This window comes from Candidatus Hydrogenedentota bacterium (assembly GCA_013359265.1).
Lineage (GTDB): Bacteria > Hydrogenedentota > Hydrogenedentia > Hydrogenedentales > SLHB01 > JABWCD01.
This window is the reverse complement of record JABWCD010000013.1, coordinates 105,617-128,754: the sequence shown is the minus strand read 5'-3', so window position 1 is coordinate 128,754 and position 23,138 is coordinate 105,617. Positions and strand designations below refer to the sequence as shown.

Genomic DNA, 23,138 nt, shown 5'->3' with positions numbered 1-23,138 from the left:
GCTAAAATATCGAGATGACGGAACTGATGCAAAAAGCGTTGGGCGAAATCGAAAAACTATCTATCGCCGAACAAGATGCTATCGCCGAACGAATTCTAACGGAACTCACCGCTGACCAGACGTGGAATGCGCTGTTCGCAAAGACTACTGACGAGCAGTGGCAGAAAATGGCGGCCCGTGTTGATGAACAAGTTCGGGAAGGTAAGACGATGCCGCTTGAAGAATTTCTTGCCAAACATCAGGCTTGAATTCCTTCCTCACAGATGACTTCCACGCACTATTCGCCGAACTTCCAGCCTCCGTTCAAGCGATCGCACGTAGAGCTTACGAACTTTGGATGGAAAACCCATATCATCCCGGTTTGGACTTCAAATGTGTGAACCGGAGCGAACGAATTTACTCTGTTCGTATCGGCATACACTATCGTGCGCTTGGGCGGCGTGCGGGTGACTGCATTAGCAGGGACTGGATCGGCTCTCACGCCGAATACGATGAACGCCTGAAGCGGCTCTAAGTTAACCTTCCGCCAATTCCTCCGCCACGGAATGCGCGGGCTTGGGCGTAATGAGTGAAACGCCGATCAGCACGAGGAAGCCAAGCGGAATCGTCACCAACGCGGGTTGGCTGAAGGGGATGATCGACGTTTTCGGGTCCCAGCCATATACCTTTGCGTACGTGTCGCCGGACAGGAGAATCCACAGCAGGGACGTCGTCATGCCGACAAAGACCGCCGCGGCGATGCCCTGCTTCGTGGTGCGGCGCCAGAAGAGCATCATGACGAGTGCCGGCAGGTTCGCGGAGGCGGCGATGTTGAATGCCCAGCCGACGAGAAAGCTGACGTTGAAGTTTTTGAAGAGCACGCCGAGGACCATTGCGCCGACCCCGAGCAACAGGGCCGCAAATTTTCCGTAGAGCACCTTTTGGTGATCGTTCATGGGGATGCGGAAGAAGTTCTCGAGCAGGTCGTGCGCGACGGCGCCGGAACCCGCCATGATAAGGCCCGACACCGTTCCCAATACCGTCGTGAACGCAATGGCGGAAATGATCGCGAACATCAGTTCGCTGAACGATCGCGCGAGCAGCGGCGCGGACATGTTGTTGTCCGTGACGTCCATAGCGCCGGAGGTCATCGCGCCGAAGCCGAGATACAGTGTCAGCACGTAAAAGAATCCGATCGCCGCGATGCCCACGACGGTGCTCTTGCGCGCGGATGCCTGGTCCTTCACGGTGTAATAGCGGATGAGAATGTGAGGGAGCGATGCGGTACCGCAGAAGAGTGCGAGCATGAGCGAAATGAAGTCGAGCTTTTCGGTGAAGTTCGGCGAGGTCATACCCTTGAAGTATCCGCCCGGCTTCAGCAAGTCGGCGCCGCTCCGCTGCACCGGGTAATACACGGCAGTTCTCGTGCCGTCTTCGCTCTTAAGGTCTTCTTTCGTCCACGTGGTGATCTCAGACTGGCGGAGAATATCGAAGAACTCGACGGGACCGACGGGTCCGGTTCGCTCCACGTCGCCGGGCAGCCGGGCGATGGTGCCGACGGGAGAGAGGTCGTGGTCGCGCGATTGCGTGCGGCCGTTCACGAGTCTTGTGCCATCCGGCTTGATGGTAACCGATTGTGTGGTGATCCATCCCGCATCGGTTACGCGCATGACGGACTCGACGCCCTCGCTCGATATCGCTTTCACGTAGGGTTTGCCCGGCCACGCATTTTCGTCGAGTTGAATGCCCTTGTCCCACATCTTCTCGCCGACGTCTGCGCGCATAGCCTCGGGGTTCCACGGCGACTCAACGGGTGTGGCTGTAAAGCCGCGTGAAAGAATCATCGTGGTGAGGGCGGCGCAGAACAGGACGAGCAAGAATCCCTTGATGAACTGGACCCAGGTCGTGGAGACCATGCCCGCGGTAACGACGATGAGCGTTACGGTGATGCCGACGATAAGCACGCCCGCGTAGTGCGGGAGGCCCAGCAACGGTGTAATCAGCGCGCCCGCGCCGACCATCTGTGGGATGAGATAAAACGCGCTGATGGCCAATGTGGAGATGGCAACGGCCAGTTTGATCGCGCGGGAATCGTAGCAGCTGTCGAGCGCGTCGGCAAAGGTAAATTTGCCGAGTCGTTTGATCGGTTCAGCGATGACGAACAACGCGACCACCCAACCGGCGAGATAACCGATTGAATAAAGAAAACCGTCGTAACCGTAGGACGCGATCAACCCACAGATACCGAGGAAAGACGCCGCGCTGAGGTAGTCGCCCGCGAACGCGACTCCGTTCACCGCCCAATGAATTTGACCGTGCGCGGCGTAATATCCCTTTGCAGTCTGCCCGCGCCGTGCGAGGTAGAAGGATAGGCCGAGTACGACGGCGACAAAGAACATGAAGACCACGATGGCTATGAGCGACGTGGAGTAATACATCAGCGGCGGTCCGCGTCGGTGGCGGGTTGCGTTTCGTCGCGCGCGTCGGGCGCCGGTCCGTGCGGGACGGGACGACTGCACAGGTAGACGTAAACGAGCGCAAGCACGAGGGCCGCGCCAATTAATGCGAATCCATACGCGATGGCGAGATTCGCCCCGCCGGGCATCACCGCGCCCATGACGGGCGTGCGAAACACCGCCAGGAATACGAACCCGCCGTAAAGCACGACGTAGACCGCAAACAGTATCAACCCGTACCGCGCGTTACGGCTGACGACGTGCGGATGGTCTTCGTGATGATGCATGGTTCCCCTTGTAGTCCGGATGCTGCCCTGCGCCCTGTCGTGCGTAGTAGACCCGATTCCGGGGCGCGCCTTCAAACCAGAGGGGAAAGCAGAGGGAGATTCCTTGAAGTTTAGACGAAATCAAGCGTGCAAAGTGCTTCCTTTGAATCAGCACAGGCGCTTTCCTATAGTCGATCCGAAGGATTTGGGCGTGTCTACGAAGGCCACAACTGCCGCATACCATCCCAAACACCACGTACGCGTGGTGACCGCTACGTCCCTGTTTGACGGTCACGACGCGGCGATTAACATCATGCGGCGGGTGTTGCAGGACTCGGGCGCGGAGGTGATACACCTTGGCCACAACCGGTCCGTGGCGGAGATCGTCGACGCGGCGATTCAGGAAGACGCGCACGCGATTGCGGTGAGTTCGTATCAGGGCGGGCACATCGAGTTCTTCCAGTACATCGTTGATTTGCTGCGCGAACGCGGGGCGGCGCACATCAAGGTGTTCGGTGGCGGTGGCGGCGTTATCGTGCCGAGTGAAATCCGGCAAATCGAGTCAATGGGCGTGAGCAAGATTTACTCGCCGGAAGACGGGCGTACACTGGGCTTGCAGGGGATGATCAACCACCTGTTGCAGTCCGTCGACACACCGTTGGATTTCTCGCCCTGCCTCGAGGGTCCGCTTGAACTGACCCCCGATAATTCCTTGCGCGTGGCGCGATTCATTACCGCGATCGAGGAAGGGCACGACCGCCAGAACGGCTTGTTGGCCGTTATTCGCAAGCGCCTTCCGGACGCGCCGGACAAGACAATTCCCGTGCTCGGCGTAACGGGAACCGGCGGTGCGGGCAAGTCGTCGCTCGTCGACGAACTCGTGACACGCTTCTTAAACGATTTTTCCGACAAGACCGTCGCGGTATTGTCCGTGGACCCGTCGCGCCGCCGCACGGGCGGGGCCCTGCTCGGCGACCGCATCCGCATGAATGTGCTTGATCGCGGACGCGTGTATATGCGGTCGCTGGCGACACGCGCGAAGCGCTCCGATATTTCCGAATCGCTGGCCGACGCCATCGCGGTGGTAAAGGCGGCGGGGTTCGATTGGGTCATTGTCGAGACGGCAGGGATTGGGCAAGGCGACGCGGGTATCGTCCCGCTCGTCGACGTGGCGCTCTATGTGATGACCGCGGAGTTCGGAGCGCCGTCGCAGCTCGAGAAGATCGACATGCTCGATTTCGCGCACCTCGTTGCGATCAACAAGTTCGAGCGCAAGGGCAGCGAGGACGCGTTGCGGCACGTGCGCAAGCAATATCAGCGTAACCACGGGCTGTTCGACGCGAAACCGGAGGACATGCCCGTGTACGGCACCATCGCATCGAAATTCAACGATGACGGAGTTAGCGCGCTGTATCACGGCGTACTTCGAGCCATTCGCGATAAGACGGGAATTGATTGGAAATCGTCGTTACCATGGTCTCCGTACAAAACATCGTCCTCACGGACAATCATTGTGCCCACGGACAGGGTACGGTACCTCGCCGAAATCGCCGGAACCGTGCGGACGTACCGCGCATGGGCCCAGGATCAGGCGCGCATAGCGGAACAGTTGTGGCAATTGGACGGAGCGCTAGAGCAACTTTCCTTGGATGATGGCGCGCGAACGGCGCTGTCGGCAAGGAAGTCCGAACTGGAACATTCACTGTCGCCCGAATGTGCCGCCGCGCTCCGCGAGTTCGAGCGTGTGCGGAAAGACTATTCGGGCGACGAGTTCATGTATCGCGTGCGCGAGCGCGAAGTGCGAACGCCACTGTACCGAGAGAGTTTGTCGGGTACGCGTGTGCCGCGCGTAGCGTTGCCTCGGTTTCGCAATCCCGGCGACATATTGCGCTGGGTACTGTTGGAAAATGTGCCGGGCCGATTTCCGTTTACGGCCGGCGTCTTCCCGTTCAAACGGGCTGACGAAGAACCGACGCGCATGTTTGCCGGCGAAGGAGACGCCGCGCGGACCAACCGGCGGTTCAAATACCTGTCGCGCAACTCCGAGGCAAAACGGCTCTCGACCGCCTTTGACAGCGTGACACTGTACGGCTGGGACCCGGACGAGCGCCCGGATATTTATGGCAAAGTCGGCACATCGGGTGTTTCGATAGCAACGCTCGACGACATGAAGGTATTATATGACGGCTTCGATCTGTGTGCGCCGAATACGAGCGTATCGATGACCATCAATGGTCCGGCGCCGATGATACTCGCGATGTTCTTGAATACCGCCATCGACCAGCAGATTGCCAGGTTCGCGGCGGAGAAGGGGCGCGAGCCAAACGCGGAAGAGTCCGCAGCCATTCGGGACGACGCGCTGCGCTCGGTGCGGGGGACGGTCCAGGCGGATATCCTGAAGGAGGATCAGGCGCAGAACACGTGCATCTTTTCGGTAGACATCGCGTTGCGAATGATGGGCGACATTCAGCGGTACTTCATCGACCACGACGTGCGCAATTTCTATTCCGTGTCAATTTCCGGGTTCCACATGGCCGAAGCCGGATGCAATCCGATCTCGCAAGTGGCGTTCACGCTTGCGAATGGGTTTACCTTTGTCGAGTACTACCTCTCGCGCGGAATGCATATCGACGACTTCGCGCAGAATTTGTCGTTCTTCTTTTCGAGCGGGATGGACCCGGAATACGCGGTGATCAATCGCGTGGCGCGGCGCGTCTGGGCCGTGGCGATGCGCGACAAGTACGGCGCGAACGAACGGTCGCAGAAGTTCAAGGTGCATATTCAGACCAGCGGCAGGTCATTGCACAGCCAGGAATACGAGTTCAACGATATTCGCACCACGTTACAGGCGCTCATGGCGCTGAACGATAACTGCAACTCTCTGCACACGAACGCATACGACGAAGCGGTGACGACACCTTCCGAGGAGTCTGTCCGGCGCGCGCTGGCGATCCAACAAATTATCAACAAGGAATTCGGCATCTACGGCAACGAGAATGCGCTGCAAGGGTCGTTCATTATTGATGAGCTGAGCGATCTCGTGGAGGAAGCGATCCTGAAAGAATTCGAGCGCCTGTCCGATCGCGGCGGTGTGTTGGGCGCCATGGAGACTGGATACCAGCGCTCGAAGATTCAGGAGGAATCGCTCTATTACGAGTCGCTCAAGACGAGCGGAGCATATCCAATTGTCGGGGTGAATTGTTTCCTGAATCCGAATCAGGATCATGTCGAAAAGACCGAAAAGCTTGACCTGATGCGCGCGACGGAAGACGAAAAGGCGGCACAACTCCGGCGATTGCGCGAGTTTCATGCACGATATGCAAGCGAATCGAAAGCTTCGCTTCGGTCGCTGCAGCAGGTCGCGCTCTCGGACGGCAACATTTTCGAAGAATTGATGAAGACGGTGCGAACGTGCTCGCTGGGGCAGATTACGCAGGCGTTGTTCGAGGTGGGCGGGCGGTACAGGAGAAGTATGTAAACCCCCGAAAAGGCTCGGACGGAGCCTCGCCCCACCCTGTGCCCCGGCGCCCCGTTGTTTGAATTATGCGTTCTGTGTTTGTAGCCAGAGCCGGAAATCATGCGCGTGGGGATCGACAAGGCCTTTCTTGTTCATTAGCCGCTCAATCTTTGCATGCGCAATATACGACACGGCTTTGCGCAAACCTTCTCGCCTGTATATGTCTCGCGCGACCAATGCTTCATCGAATTCTCGGAACGGTTCGGAGAAGTCGGCGTAATAGAGGGCAAGGGCAAGCGGGCCAATTTGGGGACGGCCCGTCACGTGCCACGCGATGGCTTCGTAGACGTCATCATGTGCGACGCCGAGTTCGTGTCGTGCCTCCTCGGCGGCGACGTGGCCATGCAGGAGCGCCGGACGTTGGCGTTGTGTTTCGGTAACCGCAATGCGGTAACGCTCGGCGGCGGCCAGCATGTCCGCGGGGGTAAACGCCTTGCACATGTCGTGAAGCAATCCGGCGACGGCGGCGCGCTCCGGGTTGATGCCGATTGCGCCGGCGATGCACCACATGGTCTCGGCGACGGAGATACAGTGGCGCACGCGGTTCTCGCTGAGGCGCTGTCGCAGGCGCGCGACGAACTCATCCGCGCGTGGAATGTTCAGCGCACTCACGATAAAGGCCTCGTTGTTGAATAAGGGCTGCGACGGACGGGGGGAGGACGTCGGCGCAAGGGTCGCCGGACTCGATGCGCGCGCGAATGTCTGTCGATGAGACATCGGACTTCGGGAAGTCGAGCATCGTATGACGGCCTTGTACGAGCGCCGGGATTTCGGCGTCACCGGGCCGCGGCACGACCAACAGGTGTGCGCGCGCGAGAATGCGATCCGGCGTGCGCCATTTCGGCAGATCGATCAGTGAATCCATACCGATGATGAGAAAGAGTTCTGTTTGCGGGTATTCCCTGTGGAGGGTTTCGAGGGTGTCCGCGGTGTACGACGGGCCCACGCGATCCAGTTCGATTCGGCTGGCCCTCATACCGGGCACGTCGGCGACGGCGGCTTCCACCAGGGCAAGGCGATCCTCGGCGGTGGCGAACGTTGCGCCGTGTTTGTGCGGTGGTTGCGCCGAGACTACGAACAGCACAATATCGAGGTCCGCCTGCTGGCGTGCGGCACGGGCGATCGCGAGGTGCGTGTTATGGATCGGATCGAAGGTGCCGCCGAAGACACCGATGCGGCACGGGTCACTCACGAATCTGACCGGAGCCCCGTATGATGTACTTCAGGCTGGTAAGTTCTTTGAGCGCCATCGGGCCGCGGCAATGCAGCTTGTTCGTGCTGATGCCGATTTCGGCGCCGAGACCAAACTCGAACCCGTCCGTGAAGCGGGTTGACGCATTGACATAGACCGTCGCGCTGTCGACTTCGTTCAGGAAGCGTTCGGCGGCGTCATAGCTTGCCGTGATAATGGCGTCAGAATGGTGCGAACCGTGCTCGCCGATATGCGCGATCGCTTCATCCAGCGAATCGACAACTTTGACCGCAAGAATCTTGTCGAGAAATTCGGTTTCGAAATCGTCCGGTTTGGCGGGCGTACACGCAATCAACCTCTGCGTGCGTTCGCAACCTCGGATCTCGCATCCGGCGGTGAGCAGTTCACGTCCAATCTCGTGGAGAAATGCAGTCGCCACATCGGAATGCACAAGCATGGTCTCCATGGCATTGCAGGTGCCGGGGCGCTGGAGTTTCGCGTTAAGGCAGACGCGCTTTGCCATGGCGAGGTCCGCATCGGAATGGACGTACGTGATGCAGATGCCGTCGAGATGGGCGACGACCGGTATGCGCGACTCCGCGTAAATGCGTTCGATGAGATTCTTCCCACCGCGGGGCACGATAACGTCAATGTATTTGTCCAGCTTCAGCATTTCGCCGACGGCGTTGCGATCCGTCGTGGAAATCATCTGCACGGCGTTGTCGGGTACACCCGCATTGGTTGCGACTTCTTGAAAGATTTTGGCAATCGCAAGATTCGAATGGATGGCTTCCGATCCGCCGCGAAGGATGCACGCATTGCCCGATTTTAAGCACAAGGCCGCCGCATCCGCGGTCACGTTCGGGCGGCTCTCGTAGATGATCCCGACGACGCCAAGCGGAACGCGGATTTGTGCGATCTTTAATCCGTTCGGTCGAACTACTTGCGAAACGATGTCTCCAACGGGATCCGGAAGCGCGGCAACTTGCTCCAGGCCATCCGCCATTGCGTCGATGCGCTTCGGCGTGAGCGCCAGCCTGTCGAGCATCGCGGAGGAGAGGTTTTTCTTACGGCCGGTGTCGAGGTCTTTCTCATTCTCTGCGATTAATTCGACGTGCGAGTCGCGCAGCCGCCGTGCAATCCCAGCAAGCGCGGAATCCTTGAGGGAGGATGAGAGCGTGCGCAGCACATTCGACGCAGCGCGGGCCCTTCTGCCGATCGACGCAATTTCGCTGCGCAAATCGGAAACTTCATCTTGGGATAACGTCGCCATCTAAAGGAGCACCAGATTGTCGCGATGGATCACTTCATCGAAATCCTTTCGGCCTAGAATGGCGTGGATTTCGCTGCTTTTGCAACCTTTTATGCGGGCGATATCGCCGCTGGAGTAGTTGACGAGCCCGCAGGCGACGTCCTTGCCGGAGCCGTCGCGGATGCGGACAGAGGCGCCCATATCGAAGGATCCCGTGACACCGGTAATGCCCGCGGCGAGGAGGCTTCGGCCCTGCTTGAGCAGGGCGTTACGCGCGCCGTCGTCGATATCGAGCGCGCCGCGCGTCGAGCGGCCGAAGGCAATCCAGCGTTTACGATGTGGCATGACGGCGGAGGAAGCGCCGAACCGGGTGCAGCGGGCGGTGCCGTCGAACACGCTTCGCAGAATGCCGGGGGTGTGTCCGTTCGCGATCACCGTAATCAATCCCGACGAGCAGGCGATGCGCGCGGCGTGGAGTTTCGTCTTCATACCGCCGACCGACGTCGCAACGCCGGTGTCTTCCGCGAGCGCCTCAATCGAGTCGTCGACGAGCTGGACCGATTCAATCAGTTTTGCATCTTTGTGTCTGCTCGGGTTTCGGTCGTACAGCCCGTCAATGTCGCTGAGGATGACGAGCATGTCTGCGTCAATCTTCGATGCGACACGCGCAGAGAGCGTGTCGTTGTCGCCGAAGCGCAATTCGTCCGTGGCGACGGAATCGTTTTCGTTGACGATAGGCACGACGGTTTTCAGCGAGAAGAGCGTATGGATGGTATTGCGGATGTTGAGGTACCGCTGGCGGTCGTCGAGGTCGGACGACGTCAGCAATACCTGCGCCGTTTGCAGGCCGTTCCCATAGGATTCAAACAGCACCTGATAGAAATGCATGAGGCGCGCCTGACCGATGGCGGCGGTGGCCTGCTTCAAAGGCAGGACCTTTGGACGCTCCGTCAATTTGAGCGTATGCATGCCGCACCCGATTGCGCCGGAGGACACGATGAGGACATTGAGATCGCGTTCCTTCTTGAGCGTGGCGATCTCTTTGACCAAACCTTCGACGATCTGGCCGTCGAAACCGCGTTCACCGGTGAGCAACGTTGTGCCAACTTTTATGACTACTGTTTGCATTGTATGTTACTGAAGTCGTGCAATTACTTTGATTTATCCGTCTTGACGAAGCCGATTGGATTTCGCTTCGGATTAGGTGGACGCATTATCTGCCGAATAGCGTCGAAAACCACCTTGAACTGTCCGTCGTATTTCTCTTCCAAAGCGTCCAACCTTCGAGACAATCCCTCGTTGTTGGATATCATCCGTCGAATGCGCACAAATGTCCGCATGATCTGGATGTTGACGGCTATAGCTCGTTCGCTCCGGAGCACACTCGATAGCATCGCTACCCCTTGCTCTGTGAACGCGTACGGGAGCGTGCGCCGGCCTCCCCAACTTGAGGTCACAATTTGTGACCTCAAGATTGTAAACTCCTGCCGTGTAAGGACAAACGTGAAGTCCGCGGGGAACCTCGCCATGTTTCGTTTGACCGATTGAAGTAGCACCTTTGTGGTTACGCCGTACAATTTCGCAAGGTCCGCGTCCATGATTACGTTTTGACCGCGGATACGGTAGATTGCCGCTTCGATTCTGTCCGAGGATATGGGACTGTTCTCCACGTTACTGCCCTTACTCCGGATGATATTCCAATTCGGCGTCGGCGACGTAGACGGTTGCGCCTTCTTCGGCGCCGAGCCGTTTGAGGGCCTTGAGGATGCCCATTTTTTTGAAGCGTTTCTGCAGGTGGCGGACGGCGTCTTCGTTGTCAAAGTTGGTCATGCGTACGGCGCGGACGGCGACTTTGCCGTTGACGCGAAAGCCGCCTTCCACGCGTTCTACCGTAAATGGGGCTTCATATGCGTACTCGGCCAGTTCGGGTTCTCTTGGCTCGGCCAGTTCGTCGCGGCGCAATTGGTCAACGAGTTTCCAGAGGTGCTCGAGTAAATGATCGACGCTTTCCCGCGTCGCGCCGGAGATGAGCCAAGGCGAATCGAACTTCTTCCGGAGTTTCTTGAACCGTTCGCGGTTTTCGGGAATGTCGGCCTTGTTGAGCGCGAAAACGCGCGGGCGTGTGGCGAACACGGCGCTGTGCTGCGCGAGTTCGGACTCGAGAATGTCGCGGGTCTTAATGGGGTCGTCGTCGCCGAGGTCGATGAGAAACAGCAGGACCTTGGTGCGTTCGATGTGACGGAGGAAGTCGTGTCCCAGCCCTTTGCCTTCGGCTGCGCCTTCGATGATGCCGGGGATATCGGCGATTGTGAGCGTGCGGAAGTCGCTCAGGGAGACGACGCCGAGATTGGGGGAGAGGGTGGTGAAAGGGTACGGCGCGATCTTCGGACGCGCGGCGGTGACTGCCGCGAGGAACGTGGACTTGCCGGCGTTTGGCAGGCCGACGAGGCCGACTTCGGCTATGACTTTGAGTTCGAGAAGGTATTCCGCGTCACGGCCAGGTTCGCCGAGTTCGGCAAACTGGGGCGCGCGTTCGGTGGCGGTCGCGAACCGTGCATTTCCGCGCCCGCCACGCCCGCCGGTCGCCGCCAGGAAGCGCTGGCCTTCCTCGACCAAATCGGCGAGTGTGTCGTCGCTGTCCAGCGGTTTGACGATCGTCCCCAAAGGGACGGGAATGATCAGGTCCTCACCGTTCTTACCGTGGCAGTCCGAACCGGAACCGTGGACACCGGGCGTGCCCTTCCAATGCGTGTGGTATTTGAGGTCGAGAAGCGAGGTGTATCGGCTGTTGGCTTCGAAGAAGACCGAGCCGCCGTTGCCGCCATCGCCGCCGTTGGGGCCGCCGCGAGGCACATATTTTTCGCGGCGAAAGCTGCGGCAGCCATTGCCTCCCGCGCCACCCGTAACACGGACCCGCGCGCGATCGACGAACATGGCGTGCCGCTCCAGTGGGCGGCGCTACTCCGCGGCCGCTTCAATGACGTCGACGCACTTGCGGTCCTTCCGCGTTTGGCGGAACCGCACGACGCCGTCGATTAGAGCGAACAAGGTGTCGTCTTTGCCGATGCCGACGTTTGTGCCGGGGAAGAATGTGGTGCCGCGCTGGCGCACGAGGATATTGCCCGCGCGCACGGCTTCGCCGCCGAAGCGCTTAATGCCGAGACGTTGCGATGCGGAATCGCGGCCGTTACGTGAACTGCCGCCGGCTTTCTTTGTTGCCATTTCGGAAACTCCCTACAGAACGATGTCCGTGACTTTCAATTGCGTGTATGGTTGGCGATGGCCCTTCGTGCGCTGAAAACCTTTGCGGCGTTTCTTCTTGTACACGAGGATTTTTTTCGACTTATCCTGCTCGGTCACCTCGCATACTACCTTCGCGTCCGCGAGCTTTTTCGGATCGACGACAATTCCGTCGTCCTTTGCGACGAGGCGGACATTTCCCAACTCGATGCGGTCGCCGACCGGCGCCTCGATCTTCTCGACGCGGACTTGGTCGCCCTTCGCGACCTTAATCTGCTTGCCGCCCGTCGTAACCACTGCGTACATGTCTCGTCTCCAATCCGGCCCCAGCCGCGGGGCGCGTTAAACCAACCCTTGATGGTGCGCAACAAACTGGCTCGCGACCGTGCGCAATTCCGCGACCGCCGACAGTGACGCCAGGTAACTCGATTTCGGGTTCCGCGGTGACGCCAGATTTTCCGTAATTGTCTTAAACATGCCGAACGCGCCTTCGACCACGATCTCGTGGGTGTTCGAGGTCGCGCGCGGGTCGGCGATGACGCGTACTTTCGTTTCGTCGGGGCCGATGCCGGTGAGGCTCAACGCAGCCGCTACGTTTACGTTGTGCGGAAACGCTTTGCACGCCTCGCGCGCGGATCCCTCGAACACGATTTTCGCGTCCGTCAAGTTTTCGACGTCAATCTCATTTTCAACTAAGTACGGCGCGCCTGCCAGTCCCTTGGGCGGCTTGCGCGTCGTCAACATCACGTGATGCAGGCCGGCTTCCATCGCGGCGCGAACGCCGTCGAGCCCGCTGATTGCCCCGGATGGAATCCGGACGTCAACGCCTTTTTCGCGGGCCTCCGCTATCAGCTCGGGGTGGTCCATCAGACCGCCCACGCTTAAGATCAGGCAATCCCGCTGGTGGCGAATCGCCGCCGCGACGACACTTTCAACCACGCTGGGCTGCGCGCACTCGACGATAAAGTCGCAGGCCGCCGCATTTTCGTCCAAGTCGCAGATAATCGCATTCAATCCAAACGAATTGAGCAGCTTACGCGCGCGCGATTCATCGATATCCGTCAATGCGACGATCTCGGCGGGAATGACGCCGCGCTGGAGCGCAATGCACAAGTCCGCGCCAATATTTCCGCAGCCGACGAGGCCGACCTTCATCTTCAGCATAGTTCGTTGAGACAAAGAACCACCGCCGCTCGAGCCCGGACGGGGCTGAGCCCGGCTGTTCACTCCCTAATCCCACGCCCGGCACGCTTGCCAGGCAGTCCCGTAGGTTACCACACGCCGGAATCGCAAGTCAAACCTCGGGTTACGTTTGCGAACCAGGCGAAGGTCGGGGCGGCACAATTAACAGTCCATACGGACTGAGTGCAGGAATACTGATTACGGTTGTTCCCGGTTCCGCGAGGGTTCCGGTCGCCGGATTTGGCGCCGCGCCGGGTACGCAAAGCGTGCTACGGATAGGTTCGTTGGCCGGCCATCCGAATTCGGCATTCGCGAGGAGGACGGAAAATGAGGAAGGAGTGTCGGCCCACTCAACAAAATGAACGATGATTGGGGCTGTTCCGCTTTGTGGAACGGCGCGGACCGACATGAAAACCGACTGCGAGTCTCCGTCCAGCCGTACCGGGGGTGCGTTTGATTGCGCCCCCTCGGCGATTTCAATTCCAGCGCCACTCGCGAATACTTCTTCATGATCATCGAGCAGCGCGCGGTTGTCGGCGATGCCATTGAAGAGACCGCCGAATTCATCGATTGTGCCGAAGAAACGCGGTGTGCCTTCGCCGCGGCGCCAGACATCCCATGGGACGAGAGTGGCGGAGCCGCATGCATAGCTCATTGCGATGAGTTTGCGGGTAATCGAGACATACGCTTCGCGCGTTGGGATGATATCGGGTCCGTCGTTTGGGGGGCTGAATACCTGCACTTTGCCGAGCTTCTCGGCGTTGCGGACCTTTTCATAGATTCGTTTGGCGGTTGGCGGGCCGAATTTCAAGCTGGTCTCGCCAACCCAGAAGTCGAAGTGTTCGCGGAAGGGAAAGGCATCCTGCTCGTTTGTCGACCAGTTGTTGCATGAGAAGGGAACATGGCGTCCCGCGTACGCGTCGATTTCGGAACGAATGCGATCGTAGAAGTTCGTCAACGATTCGCGATGAAATGCGACGAACAGTTCGCGCACCGCAGCAGGCGCCGTGTCGCTACGTTCGCGCACGTAGTTGGCGTAATTGAAATCGGAGATGTCCTCGGGAATGCCCCATTCGACGCGCTGGTGTGGCATTGAATGCAATGCGAGGTATTCCCGGAATCGTTTCATGCTTTCGTCGCCGTAGCCCCCACCAAGATGGAGCGTGTTGTGGTAGGTCATGCCGGGGTCGTCAACCTGGACGCCATCGGCGCCCCCGTCGATAAGGCGTTTGAGATGGCGCATGACGATTTGCGCGTATGCGTCGCTGTTCACGTCGCCGCGCGCGACCATATGAGACAGTTCCGGGTTTCCAATGATTTCGCCCGCCGCGTTCTTCTCGCGGCCCCTGCCGTCCGCGCCTCCCTCCAATTCCGAGGATATCGCGCCGAAAAACGTATAGCCTGCCGCCTTCACGTTCCTGATGTATTCAGTGTCTGGCGCGTAACACCAGTCGAACCGTGTAGCACGAAATGCCTTCGCGGCGGCGAACGTATCGTGCGGGTCCCTTGGAGATTCCGGCCGTGGCCACCGGCTGGAGAAGCAGATGTCGCCCTGCTGCGGTGCGCCTGGGGGGCGGTTAAATGGCACCGCCACGCGGGCGAGGGGTGGAACGTCCTCGTTTGCGGTGGCAACGCATGCCGACCCTGCGGCATACGTCACCGCCAGGGCGAACACGATACAGGCGGAACGCCGCATGCCGGACGGAAACTTCAGTTCAAGACCTTCCAACTTCGTTTGCTCTCTCCTTATCGCTGGTTAGGCGATGCCCTCACGTGCTTGATCCAATGAGCCGCACACCCAGAACGTGCGAGAGCATGATAGCTTGGCACCAGTGCGCGGCACATACCCCGGTCAGCGCGTACGTAATGCTCGATATCGTCACCCCGTCTTGGATGTTGGGGTTTTTCAGTACGTAAAACCTGTCGTCATACGTGTCGATGAAGCCGTTGGAGAGCGATCCGGCAAAGGTGGCGAAGGTAATTATTGCCAAGCCGGCGGAAACCGCAATGGCACGCCGCCGTTCCGCCGCGGGTCCGCCAAGGTCAGACTTTGTTCGGGATCGCTTCGCATTCGGATGCCGCTTGTCCCCATGCATTGATTCTCGACTCCTGCCGTCCGCAACGCAGGCGTCGGCACAACGTCCTGCGTCCGCGCCATCGTAAAGTCCGGACCGCCGCCGCCGCAATGGAACGAGGCGAATTGGGTTGCGCTGCTGCCGACTGCGCTGGCGCCACGGTACTGGAGCGGGGCAAGCATTTTCAGCATTTTGCCCTGGACGCCTAAGCCTTGGAAGTGTCCAGTGATACTGACGGGACGACGGGTTAATCATTGACACTTGTTGGCCGCGTCGTTAGAATTGCGGTATAATGAGTAGGCAACGCGCCGAGTTGCGGTGGCCCAAGGCAGTTGGACTGGATGGGCGATGGACAAGACCATCTATCTTGCTGTGATGCTGGGCGTTATCGCAGTGATGTGCGCGGTGACAATACCGTCTTTGTTTCGCAAGAAGTGTTCTGAGTGCGGGGCCAGAAACTCGCTTGATGCAAAGGAGTGCGCTCGTTGCAGAGCGCCTTTCCGGGATGACGACTAGCGGAAAGCGTAGGCCGGGTCGAGACATCGCGTATCTTACCGCACTCATAACCCTTCGCAGTAATCCGGTCATGCATTGTGACATGCGGCCGGCGCATACGTCGTGAATTGGCGGGCCGTGTGCCCGGCAACCGAATGAGGTGCTTAGCGTGCCAACCATGATCAATTGCCCGTATTGCGGCAAGCTTACCGACCCGCAACTCGATAGTTGTGTGCACTGCGGTGGGTTTCTGAAGAAGCAAACGGGCCCGAGGCCTGCGCGCCGCTCGTCGGCGTCCAGCCAGACCTGCACCAACTGTGGCGCGCTCATTCAGGAAGGCGACATTATTTGTGTCGCGTGCGGGACGAACCTGCTCACGGGGCAGAAGATAGCGGACGAACGGAAGCAGCAGGCGGCGAAGGCGCCGGTCGTGCAGAGCAATACGCGATACTACGTAATCGGCGGCGTGCTTGCCGCGTTAATCATTCTGGTCGCGATCATCGTGGCCATGTCGATGATGGGCGATCCAGTCGCACGCGCGAAACGGCTCGCGAACAGCGGCAGGACGCTCGATGCGATCCGCTTGTTGGAGACGCACACCGCGAAGAACACAGGGGATGCGGCGGCCTTCTTCGAGATGGGCAAGCTGTTCTGGTTGTCGAACGACATGGCAGCGGCGGCGCAGAATTTCGAGAAGGCGGCGCGGCTCGATTCGTCGGACGGTGAAGCGACGCGGCTTGCGGTTGTGAGTTACGCGCAATCGAAAACGCCGGGAAGCGCAAGTTCGCAGATCGATTTGCTCGAGCGGGCGGTGCAGGCAAACCCGGGCGACGGAGACCTGCAGTACCTGTTGGGGCTCGCGCGCGGCGTGAATAAGGACGTCGCCGGGCAGGCGCAGGCGCTCGAGGCCGCGCAGGGTCTGGCGGCGGGCAATCCGGACGTGCAGCGTGCATCCGCCATTGCGAAGGCCCTCCAAAACGATTTGCCCGGCGCCGAAGCCCAATTGCTCAGCGCGGACCCATCGTCGCCCGACAGCCTGGCGGCGGCGGGTATTGTCGCCTCGTTGAAAGGGGACAAGGCGTCCGCAAGCAGGAATCTTCAGGACGCAGTCGCAAAAGGTACGGTAATCGAAAACGAATCCCTTACGCGGCTTGGCCTGCTGCTTATTGAAGAGGGTAATTACGGAGAAGCGCTCAACAAGCTGAACGATGCGGCGACCAAGAATCCAGCGAACGATACGGCGAAGTATTTTCGCGCGATCTGCCTGGATCGTCAGCGGTTGACGGCGCAGGCGCTCGCCGACTACGAGTCGCTCGCGGAGCAGGCGGGTCCGTACCAATCCAAAGCGGCGGTACAAGCTGCGCGCCTGTACCTTACGCAGCAAAATCCCGATCGCGCGCTGCAAATCCTGGGTCGAGTGACTGCGCCGACCATTCCGAGCGACGTTGCGGAGTTGGAGACGGTGCGTGGCCGCGCCACCATGCTGTTGAACGATCCGGACGGCGCGCAGGCGTCGTTCCGCAAGGCCACGCAGGCGGACCCGAATTACGCGCCGGCGCATTTGGAGACGGGGCTGCTGCTGATTCAACGGCAGGACCTCTCGGAGGGCATCCGAGAATTGGATCGGTATTTGAAACTTGTCGACCAAAACGACCCTGATGCCGGCGCATCGCAAGTGAAGGCGCTTATCGAGCAGTTGCAGCGGTCGGTCGATTCGGGACGAACGGCGGGCGGGCCCGGCGTCGCCATTGAACCCGCTGCCAGCGCGAACGAAAGGGGCGTCTCATGAAGAGGGCTGTAGTCGTCGCAGTAACCGCTGCGCTGTTTGCGGGCGGAGTGGTGCCGGCGTGGGCGTGGGGGCCGCGCACGCGCGTTGCGATCGTGTCGATGGCGTCGCGCATTATCGCCAGGGAATCCGGGGCGAATCTGACCAAGCTCGACAAGGACATCCGGGCGGGGGCCTCGATTTCGCCCAGCGATCTGACTACGCTCGTTCCGGTTGCGATTACCGACCCCGTCGGGGCAGTCGAAACGGAAATGTATCTGTTGCAGGCGGTGGGCGGCGGACGCGTTGACCCGTATTTCGCGTACCGGCTTGGCGTCTTGGGCATGCTCGTGGCCGAAGTTTCCTCGCCGCTTGCCGACGCCGATCCGTCGGTCCGCGATGTCTATTACGCGGACGTGGAAGGCATAATCGAGAAGGTGCAGATGAAGCCGGCCCCGAGAACGAAAGTCGATCCGGTGACGTACTTTGCCGAAGTGCGATCGGACGCGGCGGACCGCCGCGACTTGATCATTACCGATTACCGGTCGGGCATCGGGTTCGACGGTACGGCGCGTTCGGCGATTTCCGACGACGCGAGCCGTTCGGTAAATTCCGTCGCGGACGTGTACCAGAGCGTGCTCACCGGCCGGGTCACATCCGCGAACATCTCCCCGTCGCAAATTCGCGATTACATCCTTCGCGCGATCCAATTCTACATCAAGCGCGGGAACGACGCGGAGACCGAGTCCGCGTATAAGCGGTTAACCGATTTGAACGTGTCGACGGTCGATTTGCAGAAACAAATCGGGGACATGTTCTACGACGCAGAAAAATACGAACGCGCGATGCAGGAGTATCAGGCGGTACTTGCGCTCGATCCCGCGAGGCGCGACGTGACGGAGCGCATCGCCGCCTATTACGTCAAGCTGGGTGACGACGCGCTGGCCGAGCAGAAGCTCGAGGACGCGCGTGAGGCGTATCAGAAGGCCTTGGACGCCGACAAACTGCAACCCAACGCGCAACGAAAACTGCTCGATGCGGAGAAACTGATCACAGAGCGCGACGCGCGCCTCGAGGATACGCGCGAGACCTTGACAGCCGCCGACGAGAAGTTGAACCAGGCGGACCAACTTGCGTTTCGTAAGGACTACGGCGGCGCGATCGCGCTGCTGTACGAGGCGCAGAGCGGCTACGGCAAGGTCACTGATGAGTTCGCGAGCGAATACAGGATCGCGCAGAATGGCATGCTGATGGCGGAGTCGAAGTTGACCCAACTGCGCCGAGACCTCGTCAGCAATGCTCCGTCGCTTAGTGGACTTGGCGCGGGGTATTCCACTCGCGAGCAGGCCGAGAGCGCCGCGAAATCGCTGGATGAACAAGCCCTCCGCGCGTTGCTGGACCGTCAGTACGAGAAAGAAATCGAGAAGATCAAGAGCGAAAAAGCGGGGTCGATCATTCCGTAGTTCCTGTCAGGGATCGACACCCTCCTGGCGCTTGAGCCAGGTAACGGCTTCGACCGCGTATGCCGCAAGGTCTTCGTCGCGGTCATACGCGACCGTAAGATACCCGTCGTACTCCGCCTCGCGCAGGCGAAGGAGGGCTTCCTCGATTTGTGCGTCGCCCTTCGTCAAGCCGCATTCGGCGCCGGGCTCCGCCGTGGCGCCGCGTTGCGCGTCCCTCGCGTAAACATGCGCGATGAGCCTGCCGATGGTGTCTACCTGTGAAACCGGATCGTTGCCGACCCTGCGCAATCCCGCGGGATCATATGTGATACGCAGTCCTTCGCTTTTGACATGGGCGACAAATGCTGCCAATCGCGACACATCCTCCGTACCGGTCGTCAACGCCAGGCGCACATCGCGCTCGATTGCGTGCTGGGCCAGTGCGCGCACGGTGTCTGTCAGTACGTCATATGGACGCGAGCCCGCATCCGGAATCGCACCGGCGTCCGCGGTCAGCAGTGGAGCGCGAAGTTCGACGCACATATCCAACATGTCTCGCGTCCGGCTGACCCGCTCGTCGACGGCCGAGGAGTCGCCAAAGCCGCCGAGTTCTCCTGACAACGCAGCAACGTCAAATTCGAACGAATCGATGTAGTCCGCCAACTCTTCGCGGCCACTGCGCGACAACGTACGTGGATCGATCTCGGTGTCGACCACGCGCAATTGGACGCCGTGCACGCCGATCGCCAATGCACGTTGCAGGTCTTTCTTGAGACTGCCCGTTCCCAACGATCCCAGGCGTATACCGACTTTCATGGTTCCCCTTCGGTGTGGTGTGGCGCGCGATCGCCCGTGCCGATACGCGCATGAGAATAATACGGCCTAACCGGACGACGCACTTCGCATTTGCACGATCAACTCCGCGATTCGCTCACGGTAGTCCAGGAGCAATCCATAGTCGAGTTCGTAGTCGCGGGTGAAGCGTGTGATCTCGTCGATAGCGCCGATTTGCCAACCGACTACTTTCGATACCGCTTCGTCAATGAGTGTTTCCGCCTTGATTGCTTCCGCGTTCCGCCCAGCCGCGCGTGCTTTCTTGGCTTCTTCGCGCAAGAGGTACAGCGCGCGGTAATCTTCGACGCCGTCGCGGTCCGCTTGGAAGCGCCGCGAAGGGACGACGAATTCGTTCGACTGGTAGACCGCGGACCAGTCGCCGCCGCCCACCGGCCACCATGTGTCTTCTCCGCGGTACACCCAATACCCCGCGCCCTCGGTGCCCAACGACCATGCCAACCACGCGTACGCCCGGTAGTAGCCGAGCGGTAACATTTCTTTGCCTGGCCCGGTGGCCTCGTAAGCCCAGAAGTGTTTCGAGTTTTCCTGGAACCACTTCACGAGCGCCGGGTCGCGTTTGAGGATATTCATCTCCGGCTGCCAGACGTCAATTAGCCCTTTGAACTCGGACACATACTCGATGCGCGTGCTGCCCGCCGGATCGGCGTAAATCTGCGCCGATGGCTCGGCCTTTTTCACGCGACTGCAAAAGGCCTTGAGTTCGGGGATGCCGGTGAAGCCTGTGTTCCACGGCTCGTCCATCGGGTAGAAGGCCCACTGGTCATACCCAAAGCCCAACGGATCGAGATGCCTGTTCATTTCGTGGATTGCAGTTCGTATGCCGGCGATGTGTGTTTCGCTGTCCACAGCCGGTACATCGCCCGGCCACTTCAACGGGGCCGGACTTCCCCACATGAGAAAGAAATGCTTCGGAATGCGCGACATGACCGCATCGAATGCACTCCAATCAATTTCCCCTGCGAGTTCGCCGGCCGCGTTGACGGGAATGGTGGGGAGTCCGGGGCCATAGATTGTGTTGATGCCATGATCGATCATGTCGCGTATGGCTTGATCGGAGGCGTCCGAGAAATTGAAGTTGCTCCAATTCATCTTTCGATACACCGTGCCGGGCAACGCGACGGGCCAAACCGTGAATTCGATGGGCACCTGCCGCGTGAACGGTTCTGTGCCCAGGGTCGAGAGATATAGCGTGAAGGTCTGCGTGCCCGGCTGCATGCCGTGCGTGTTGAGCGTCAGCCAAAGTTGGCGGCCTTCGCCACCGGGAATGGTCAAGGAGCGCGAATGGTCCAGTTCCGGCAAGGCATCCCATACGCGATCGCCGGAGGCCGTTCGGATAGGCAACGCGCGCCGCAACGTAACGGCGCGGGTCTCCTTCGGGTCCCCGGGCGGACGGCCCTGCGATGTTGCGGGTTCAAAGAATTGGCAGCGCACATCCAACGATTCTGATGTCAGGTTGAACAGGGACAAGGCGGCGTCCTCGAACTCGTCCTGATACGCTGTAATGCGAAGGACCTCGGATTCGGCGTGTGGCGGCGTGGGCGTTGTATGGTCAAACGTGTCCCACGGGTTCTCGTCTATCGAGCAAGTGAACGTGGCGGGATTGTCCGGACCGAGTGCGTCAAATGCCGCGATGGTTGAGCGCAACGCTTCGGCGCTGCGGCGGAGCGCCGTCGCGGCGTCAGCAAGTTCGTCGTATGGCGCGCGCGCACCGGCACGTTGCCGTACCGCATCGGCTTCCGTCCGAAGGCTTGCCAGCTTGGCCGACACGAGGAGTGCGTCCAGTCTCGCGCCTATGCGCGCCTGCGAAACACGGTCGGCTTCCTTAGCGAGTTCCTGCAAACCACACGCATCAACGGGTCCGGGTATTACGTTCGCCGTGATGATGAACCGCGACTGGTCCCTGTCGAAGTGGCGTACATCGACGAGCGCCCGCTCACCGTGTGCGTACGACCAGCGTAAATCCACCGCGGTTTGTCCGGGCTTGATGTCGTAGACGCGCGTAGTGTGTGGCTGGCCTTCCGCCTGAACGGCAATTTCAATAAAGGTCGACGATGACGCGGGGAACGGCAGATCGACGTGCCACGTATTGTCTCCCCACACGACGCTGCGCTCTTCGCGGGCCCGGCGGTCTTGCGGAGTTCGCAAAGGCACGTCCGACGGCGCGCCCAGCGGAACGCTCGAATTCGCGGTCATCGCGGACTTCCCGCGGATCGATGGCCATCCGATCGCACCGGACTTTCCCCAACTGTAGCATTGGACTTCGTTCTTCGGGCCTTCGGCTACGACGATGAGCTCGATAGCGCCATCACTGTCGATGTCGGCGAGCGCGGGCGAGGCGTTCGTCGAGCTGCCGGCTTTGATGGTCGATTCAATTGCGCCGTCCGCGCCAATAACGAAAACGGTTGCCCCGGTCTTCGCGTCGGTGCCGCGCATTCCCGCGACAATCTCCGGTGAGCCGTCGCCATCTACGTCGCCAACCGCCGGCGCCCAGAACAGCCCGCGCCCGCCCAACTCCACCTGCCAGCGGCGCGAGCCGTCTGCGTTCTCGCAATAAAGAAAGTTGCCTTTGTCTCCATGAAGTATCTCCGACTTGCCGTCGCCATCGAGATCGACGATGGCGTTTGAGACATAGCCCTGCTGAATATCCTTGGAGCGCCATAGGAATGCTCCGGTCGCCGCGTCAAGCGCCATAATGCAGGTCGCGTTCCCGACATTGCTGCGAGTGATGTAAACCTCCGGCTTTCCGTCGGCATTCGCGTCGGCAATGTTTGGTCCGGAACGTCCGTAGGGCGCGAGTTCGTCGTAACGCCACTCGACGCGCCCATCGCCGGTGAGACAATACACGTGTCCGTTGTCCGTCCCGTACACGATTTCGGGGGCGCCGTCTGCGTCCACGTCCGCTGCCGCGATTCCGCCGACGCGGCCTCTATCGCCGAAGAAGCGCCACAGCACGTCGCCTTTCGCGCCAACGCAATTGAGCCAGCCATCGTCAAACCCGATGACGAGTTCCATGCCCGGCGCGGCCACTAGGTCCGCCGCGACCACATTCTTGAAACCGCCGGTGGGCGTATTGAAGTCGCGCTCCCACAGTGGTTGTCCCGTAGCGGTTAGACAGATGAGCTTCCCATTGACAGACATGACGAGCAGTTCGGACTCCCCGTCGCGGTCGATATCCGCGACGGTCGCAGGCCCCGCGAGATCGTCCGCAAGGTCCGCCGTCCATTTTGGCGCGCCACGGCCGTCGAGCAGCGCAACGAGTCTGCCAGCGACCACGGCGATGCCGGTCGGCCCAGCTTCGTTTGGATACAGTGTCGGCGCGGAACCGGGCGCGTCAAGAGGAAACGTCCATTCGAGTTCTTGCGCTAAACCGCATAGGCACAGAAACGACGCGGCAAGTGTTGCAGCAATTCGCACGGAACAAC

At 60.1% G+C, this 23,138-nt stretch carries 19 protein-coding genes; 4 read left to right on the top strand and 15 right to left on the bottom strand.

Features of this window, described 5'->3' with window-relative positions:
* The first annotated feature begins 14 nt into the window (after positions 1-14).
* Entirely contained in the window at positions 15-248 is a 234-nt protein-coding gene (locus tag HUU46_13705) for a hypothetical protein (GenBank protein NUM54695.1), read from the top strand.
* A 267-nt stretch (positions 249-515) separates the two neighbouring features.
* Here HUU46_13705 and HUU46_13700 read toward each other — a convergent pair whose 3' ends face one another.
* Complete coding sequence (locus HUU46_13700) at positions 516-2,417, bottom strand: cation acetate symporter (GenBank protein NUM54694.1); 1,902 nt, start codon at positions 2,415-2,417, stop codon at positions 516-518.
* A complete protein-coding gene (locus HUU46_13695; protein ID NUM54693.1) occupies positions 2,417-2,722 on the bottom strand; it encodes a DUF485 domain-containing protein in 306 nt (101 codons plus the stop codon). Before HUU46_13695 ends, HUU46_13700 begins: the two co-directional genes overlap by 1 nt.
* Positions 2,723-2,741: 19 nt before the next feature.
* Here HUU46_13695 and HUU46_13690 point away from each other — a divergent pair, with 19 nt between their 5' ends.
* Positions 2,742-6,179: a methylmalonyl-CoA mutase family protein gene (locus HUU46_13690; GenBank protein NUM54692.1), complete on the top strand. Its 3,438-nt coding sequence runs from the start codon at positions 2,742-2,744 to the stop codon at positions 6,177-6,179.
* 63 nt (positions 6,180-6,242) lie between these two features.
* Here HUU46_13690 and HUU46_13685 read toward each other — a convergent pair whose 3' ends face one another.
* The 11 genes from HUU46_13685 to HUU46_13635 all read right to left on the bottom strand — a co-directional run bounded on the left by HUU46_13685 (position 6,243) and on the right by HUU46_13635 (position 15,350).
* Positions 6,243-6,830, bottom strand: a complete 588-nt coding sequence (locus HUU46_13685) for an HD domain-containing protein (protein ID NUM54691.1) — start codon at positions 6,828-6,830, stop codon at positions 6,243-6,245.
* Positions 6,799-7,410, bottom strand: a complete 612-nt coding sequence (locus HUU46_13680) for a nicotinate-nucleotide adenylyltransferase (GenBank protein NUM54690.1) — start codon at positions 7,408-7,410, stop codon at positions 6,799-6,801. Before HUU46_13680 ends, HUU46_13685 begins: the two co-directional genes overlap by 32 nt.
* A complete protein-coding gene (locus tag HUU46_13675; GenBank protein NUM54689.1) occupies positions 7,403-8,683 on the bottom strand; it encodes a glutamate-5-semialdehyde dehydrogenase in 1,281 nt (426 codons plus the stop codon). The genes HUU46_13680 and HUU46_13675 overlap by 8 nt, the downstream gene beginning before the upstream one ends.
* Positions 8,684-9,790: a glutamate 5-kinase gene (proB, locus tag HUU46_13670; GenBank protein ID NUM54688.1), complete on the bottom strand. Its 1,107-nt coding sequence runs from the start codon at positions 9,788-9,790 to the stop codon at positions 8,684-8,686.
* Between the two features lie 23 nt (positions 9,791-9,813).
* Positions 9,814-10,263 (bottom strand): ORF6N domain-containing protein, encoded by a 450-nt coding sequence (locus HUU46_13665; protein ID NUM54687.1) that lies wholly within the window; start codon positions 10,261-10,263, stop codon positions 9,814-9,816.
* 79 nt (positions 10,264-10,342) lie between these two features.
* Positions 10,343-11,596 (bottom strand): GTPase ObgE, encoded by a 1,254-nt coding sequence (gene obgE / locus HUU46_13660; GenBank protein ID NUM54686.1) that lies wholly within the window; start codon positions 11,594-11,596, stop codon positions 10,343-10,345.
* Between the two features lie 24 nt (positions 11,597-11,620).
* Positions 11,621-11,884, bottom strand: coding sequence for a 50S ribosomal protein L27 (gene rpmA, locus HUU46_13655; protein NUM54685.1), 264 nt, complete (start codon positions 11,882-11,884; stop codon positions 11,621-11,623).
* A 12-nt stretch (positions 11,885-11,896) separates the two neighbouring features.
* Positions 11,897-12,208 (bottom strand): 50S ribosomal protein L21, encoded by a 312-nt coding sequence (gene rplU, locus HUU46_13650; GenBank protein NUM54684.1) that lies wholly within the window; start codon positions 12,206-12,208, stop codon positions 11,897-11,899.
* A 36-nt stretch (positions 12,209-12,244) separates the two neighbouring features.
* Positions 12,245-13,081 (bottom strand): aspartate dehydrogenase, encoded by an 837-nt coding sequence (locus HUU46_13645; protein ID NUM54683.1) that lies wholly within the window; start codon positions 13,079-13,081, stop codon positions 12,245-12,247.
* 127 nt (positions 13,082-13,208) lie between these two features.
* A complete protein-coding gene (locus HUU46_13640) occupies positions 13,209-14,813 on the bottom strand; it encodes a hypothetical protein (protein ID NUM54682.1) in 1,605 nt (534 codons plus the stop codon).
* A gap of 252 nt (positions 14,814-15,065) precedes the next feature.
* Positions 15,066-15,350 carry a hypothetical protein gene (locus HUU46_13635; protein NUM54681.1) on the bottom strand — a complete coding sequence of 95 codons (285 nt, stop codon included), beginning with the start codon at positions 15,348-15,350 and terminating at the stop codon, positions 15,066-15,068.
* A 473-nt stretch (positions 15,351-15,823) separates the two neighbouring features.
* Between HUU46_13635 and HUU46_13630 the strand changes: the two genes are divergently transcribed.
* On the top strand, positions 15,824-17,443 hold the full coding sequence (locus HUU46_13630) for a tetratricopeptide repeat protein (protein NUM54680.1): 1,620 nt from the start codon (positions 15,824-15,826) through the stop codon (positions 17,441-17,443).
* Positions 17,440-18,882: a hypothetical protein gene (locus HUU46_13625; protein NUM54679.1), complete on the top strand. Its 1,443-nt coding sequence runs from the start codon at positions 17,440-17,442 to the stop codon at positions 18,880-18,882. Before HUU46_13630 ends, HUU46_13625 begins: the two co-directional genes overlap by 4 nt.
* A gap of 6 nt (positions 18,883-18,888) precedes the next feature.
* Here the strand turns inward: HUU46_13625 and HUU46_13620 are convergent, their stop codons facing one another.
* Positions 18,889-19,677: a sugar phosphate isomerase/epimerase gene (locus HUU46_13620; GenBank protein NUM54678.1), complete on the bottom strand. Its 789-nt coding sequence runs from the start codon at positions 19,675-19,677 to the stop codon at positions 18,889-18,891.
* Between the two features lie 66 nt (positions 19,678-19,743).
* The gene (locus tag HUU46_13615; GenBank protein ID NUM54677.1) at positions 19,744-23,130 is read right to left on the bottom strand and encodes a PQQ-like beta-propeller repeat protein; all 3,387 of its coding nucleotides are present in this window, start codon (positions 23,128-23,130) and stop codon (positions 19,744-19,746) included.
* Between the last annotated feature and the right edge of the window lie 8 nt (positions 23,131-23,138).

Coding starts and splice junctions, on each gene's coding strand:
- HUU46_13705 (NUM54695.1), top strand. CDS start 15: ATGACGGAACTGATGCAAAAAGCGTTGGGCGAAATCGAAAAACTATCT.
- HUU46_13700 (NUM54694.1), bottom strand. CDS start 2,417: ATGTATTACTCCACGTCGCTCATAGCCATCGTGGTCTTCATGTTCTTT.
- HUU46_13695 (NUM54693.1), bottom strand. CDS start 2,722: ATGCATCATCACGAAGACCATCCGCACGTCGTCAGCCGTAACGCGCGG.
- HUU46_13690 (NUM54692.1), top strand. CDS start 2,742: ATGCTGCCCTGCGCCCTGTCGTGCGTAGTAGACCCGATTCCGGGGCGC.
- HUU46_13675 (NUM54689.1), bottom strand. CDS start 8,683: ATGGCGACGTTATCCCAAGATGAAGTTTCCGATTTGCGCAGCGAAATT.
- proB (NUM54688.1), bottom strand. CDS start 9,790: ATGCAAACAGTAGTCATAAAAGTTGGCACAACGTTGCTCACCGGTGAA.
- obgE (NUM54686.1), bottom strand. CDS start 11,596: ATGTTCGTCGATCGCGCGCGGGTCCGTGTTACGGGTGGCGCGGGAGGC.
- rpmA (NUM54685.1), bottom strand. CDS start 11,884: ATGGCAACAAAGAAAGCCGGCGGCAGTTCACGTAACGGCCGCGATTCC.
- rplU (NUM54684.1), bottom strand. CDS start 12,208: ATGTACGCAGTGGTTACGACGGGCGGCAAGCAGATTAAGGTCGCGAAG.
- HUU46_13635 (NUM54681.1), bottom strand. CDS start 15,350: ATGCTGAAAATGCTTGCCCCGCTCCAGTACCGTGGCGCCAGCGCAGTC.
- HUU46_13625 (NUM54679.1), top strand. CDS start 17,440: ATGAAGAGGGCTGTAGTCGTCGCAGTAACCGCTGCGCTGTTTGCGGGC.
- HUU46_13620 (NUM54678.1), bottom strand. CDS start 19,677: ATGAAAGTCGGTATACGCCTGGGATCGTTGGGAACGGGCAGTCTCAAG.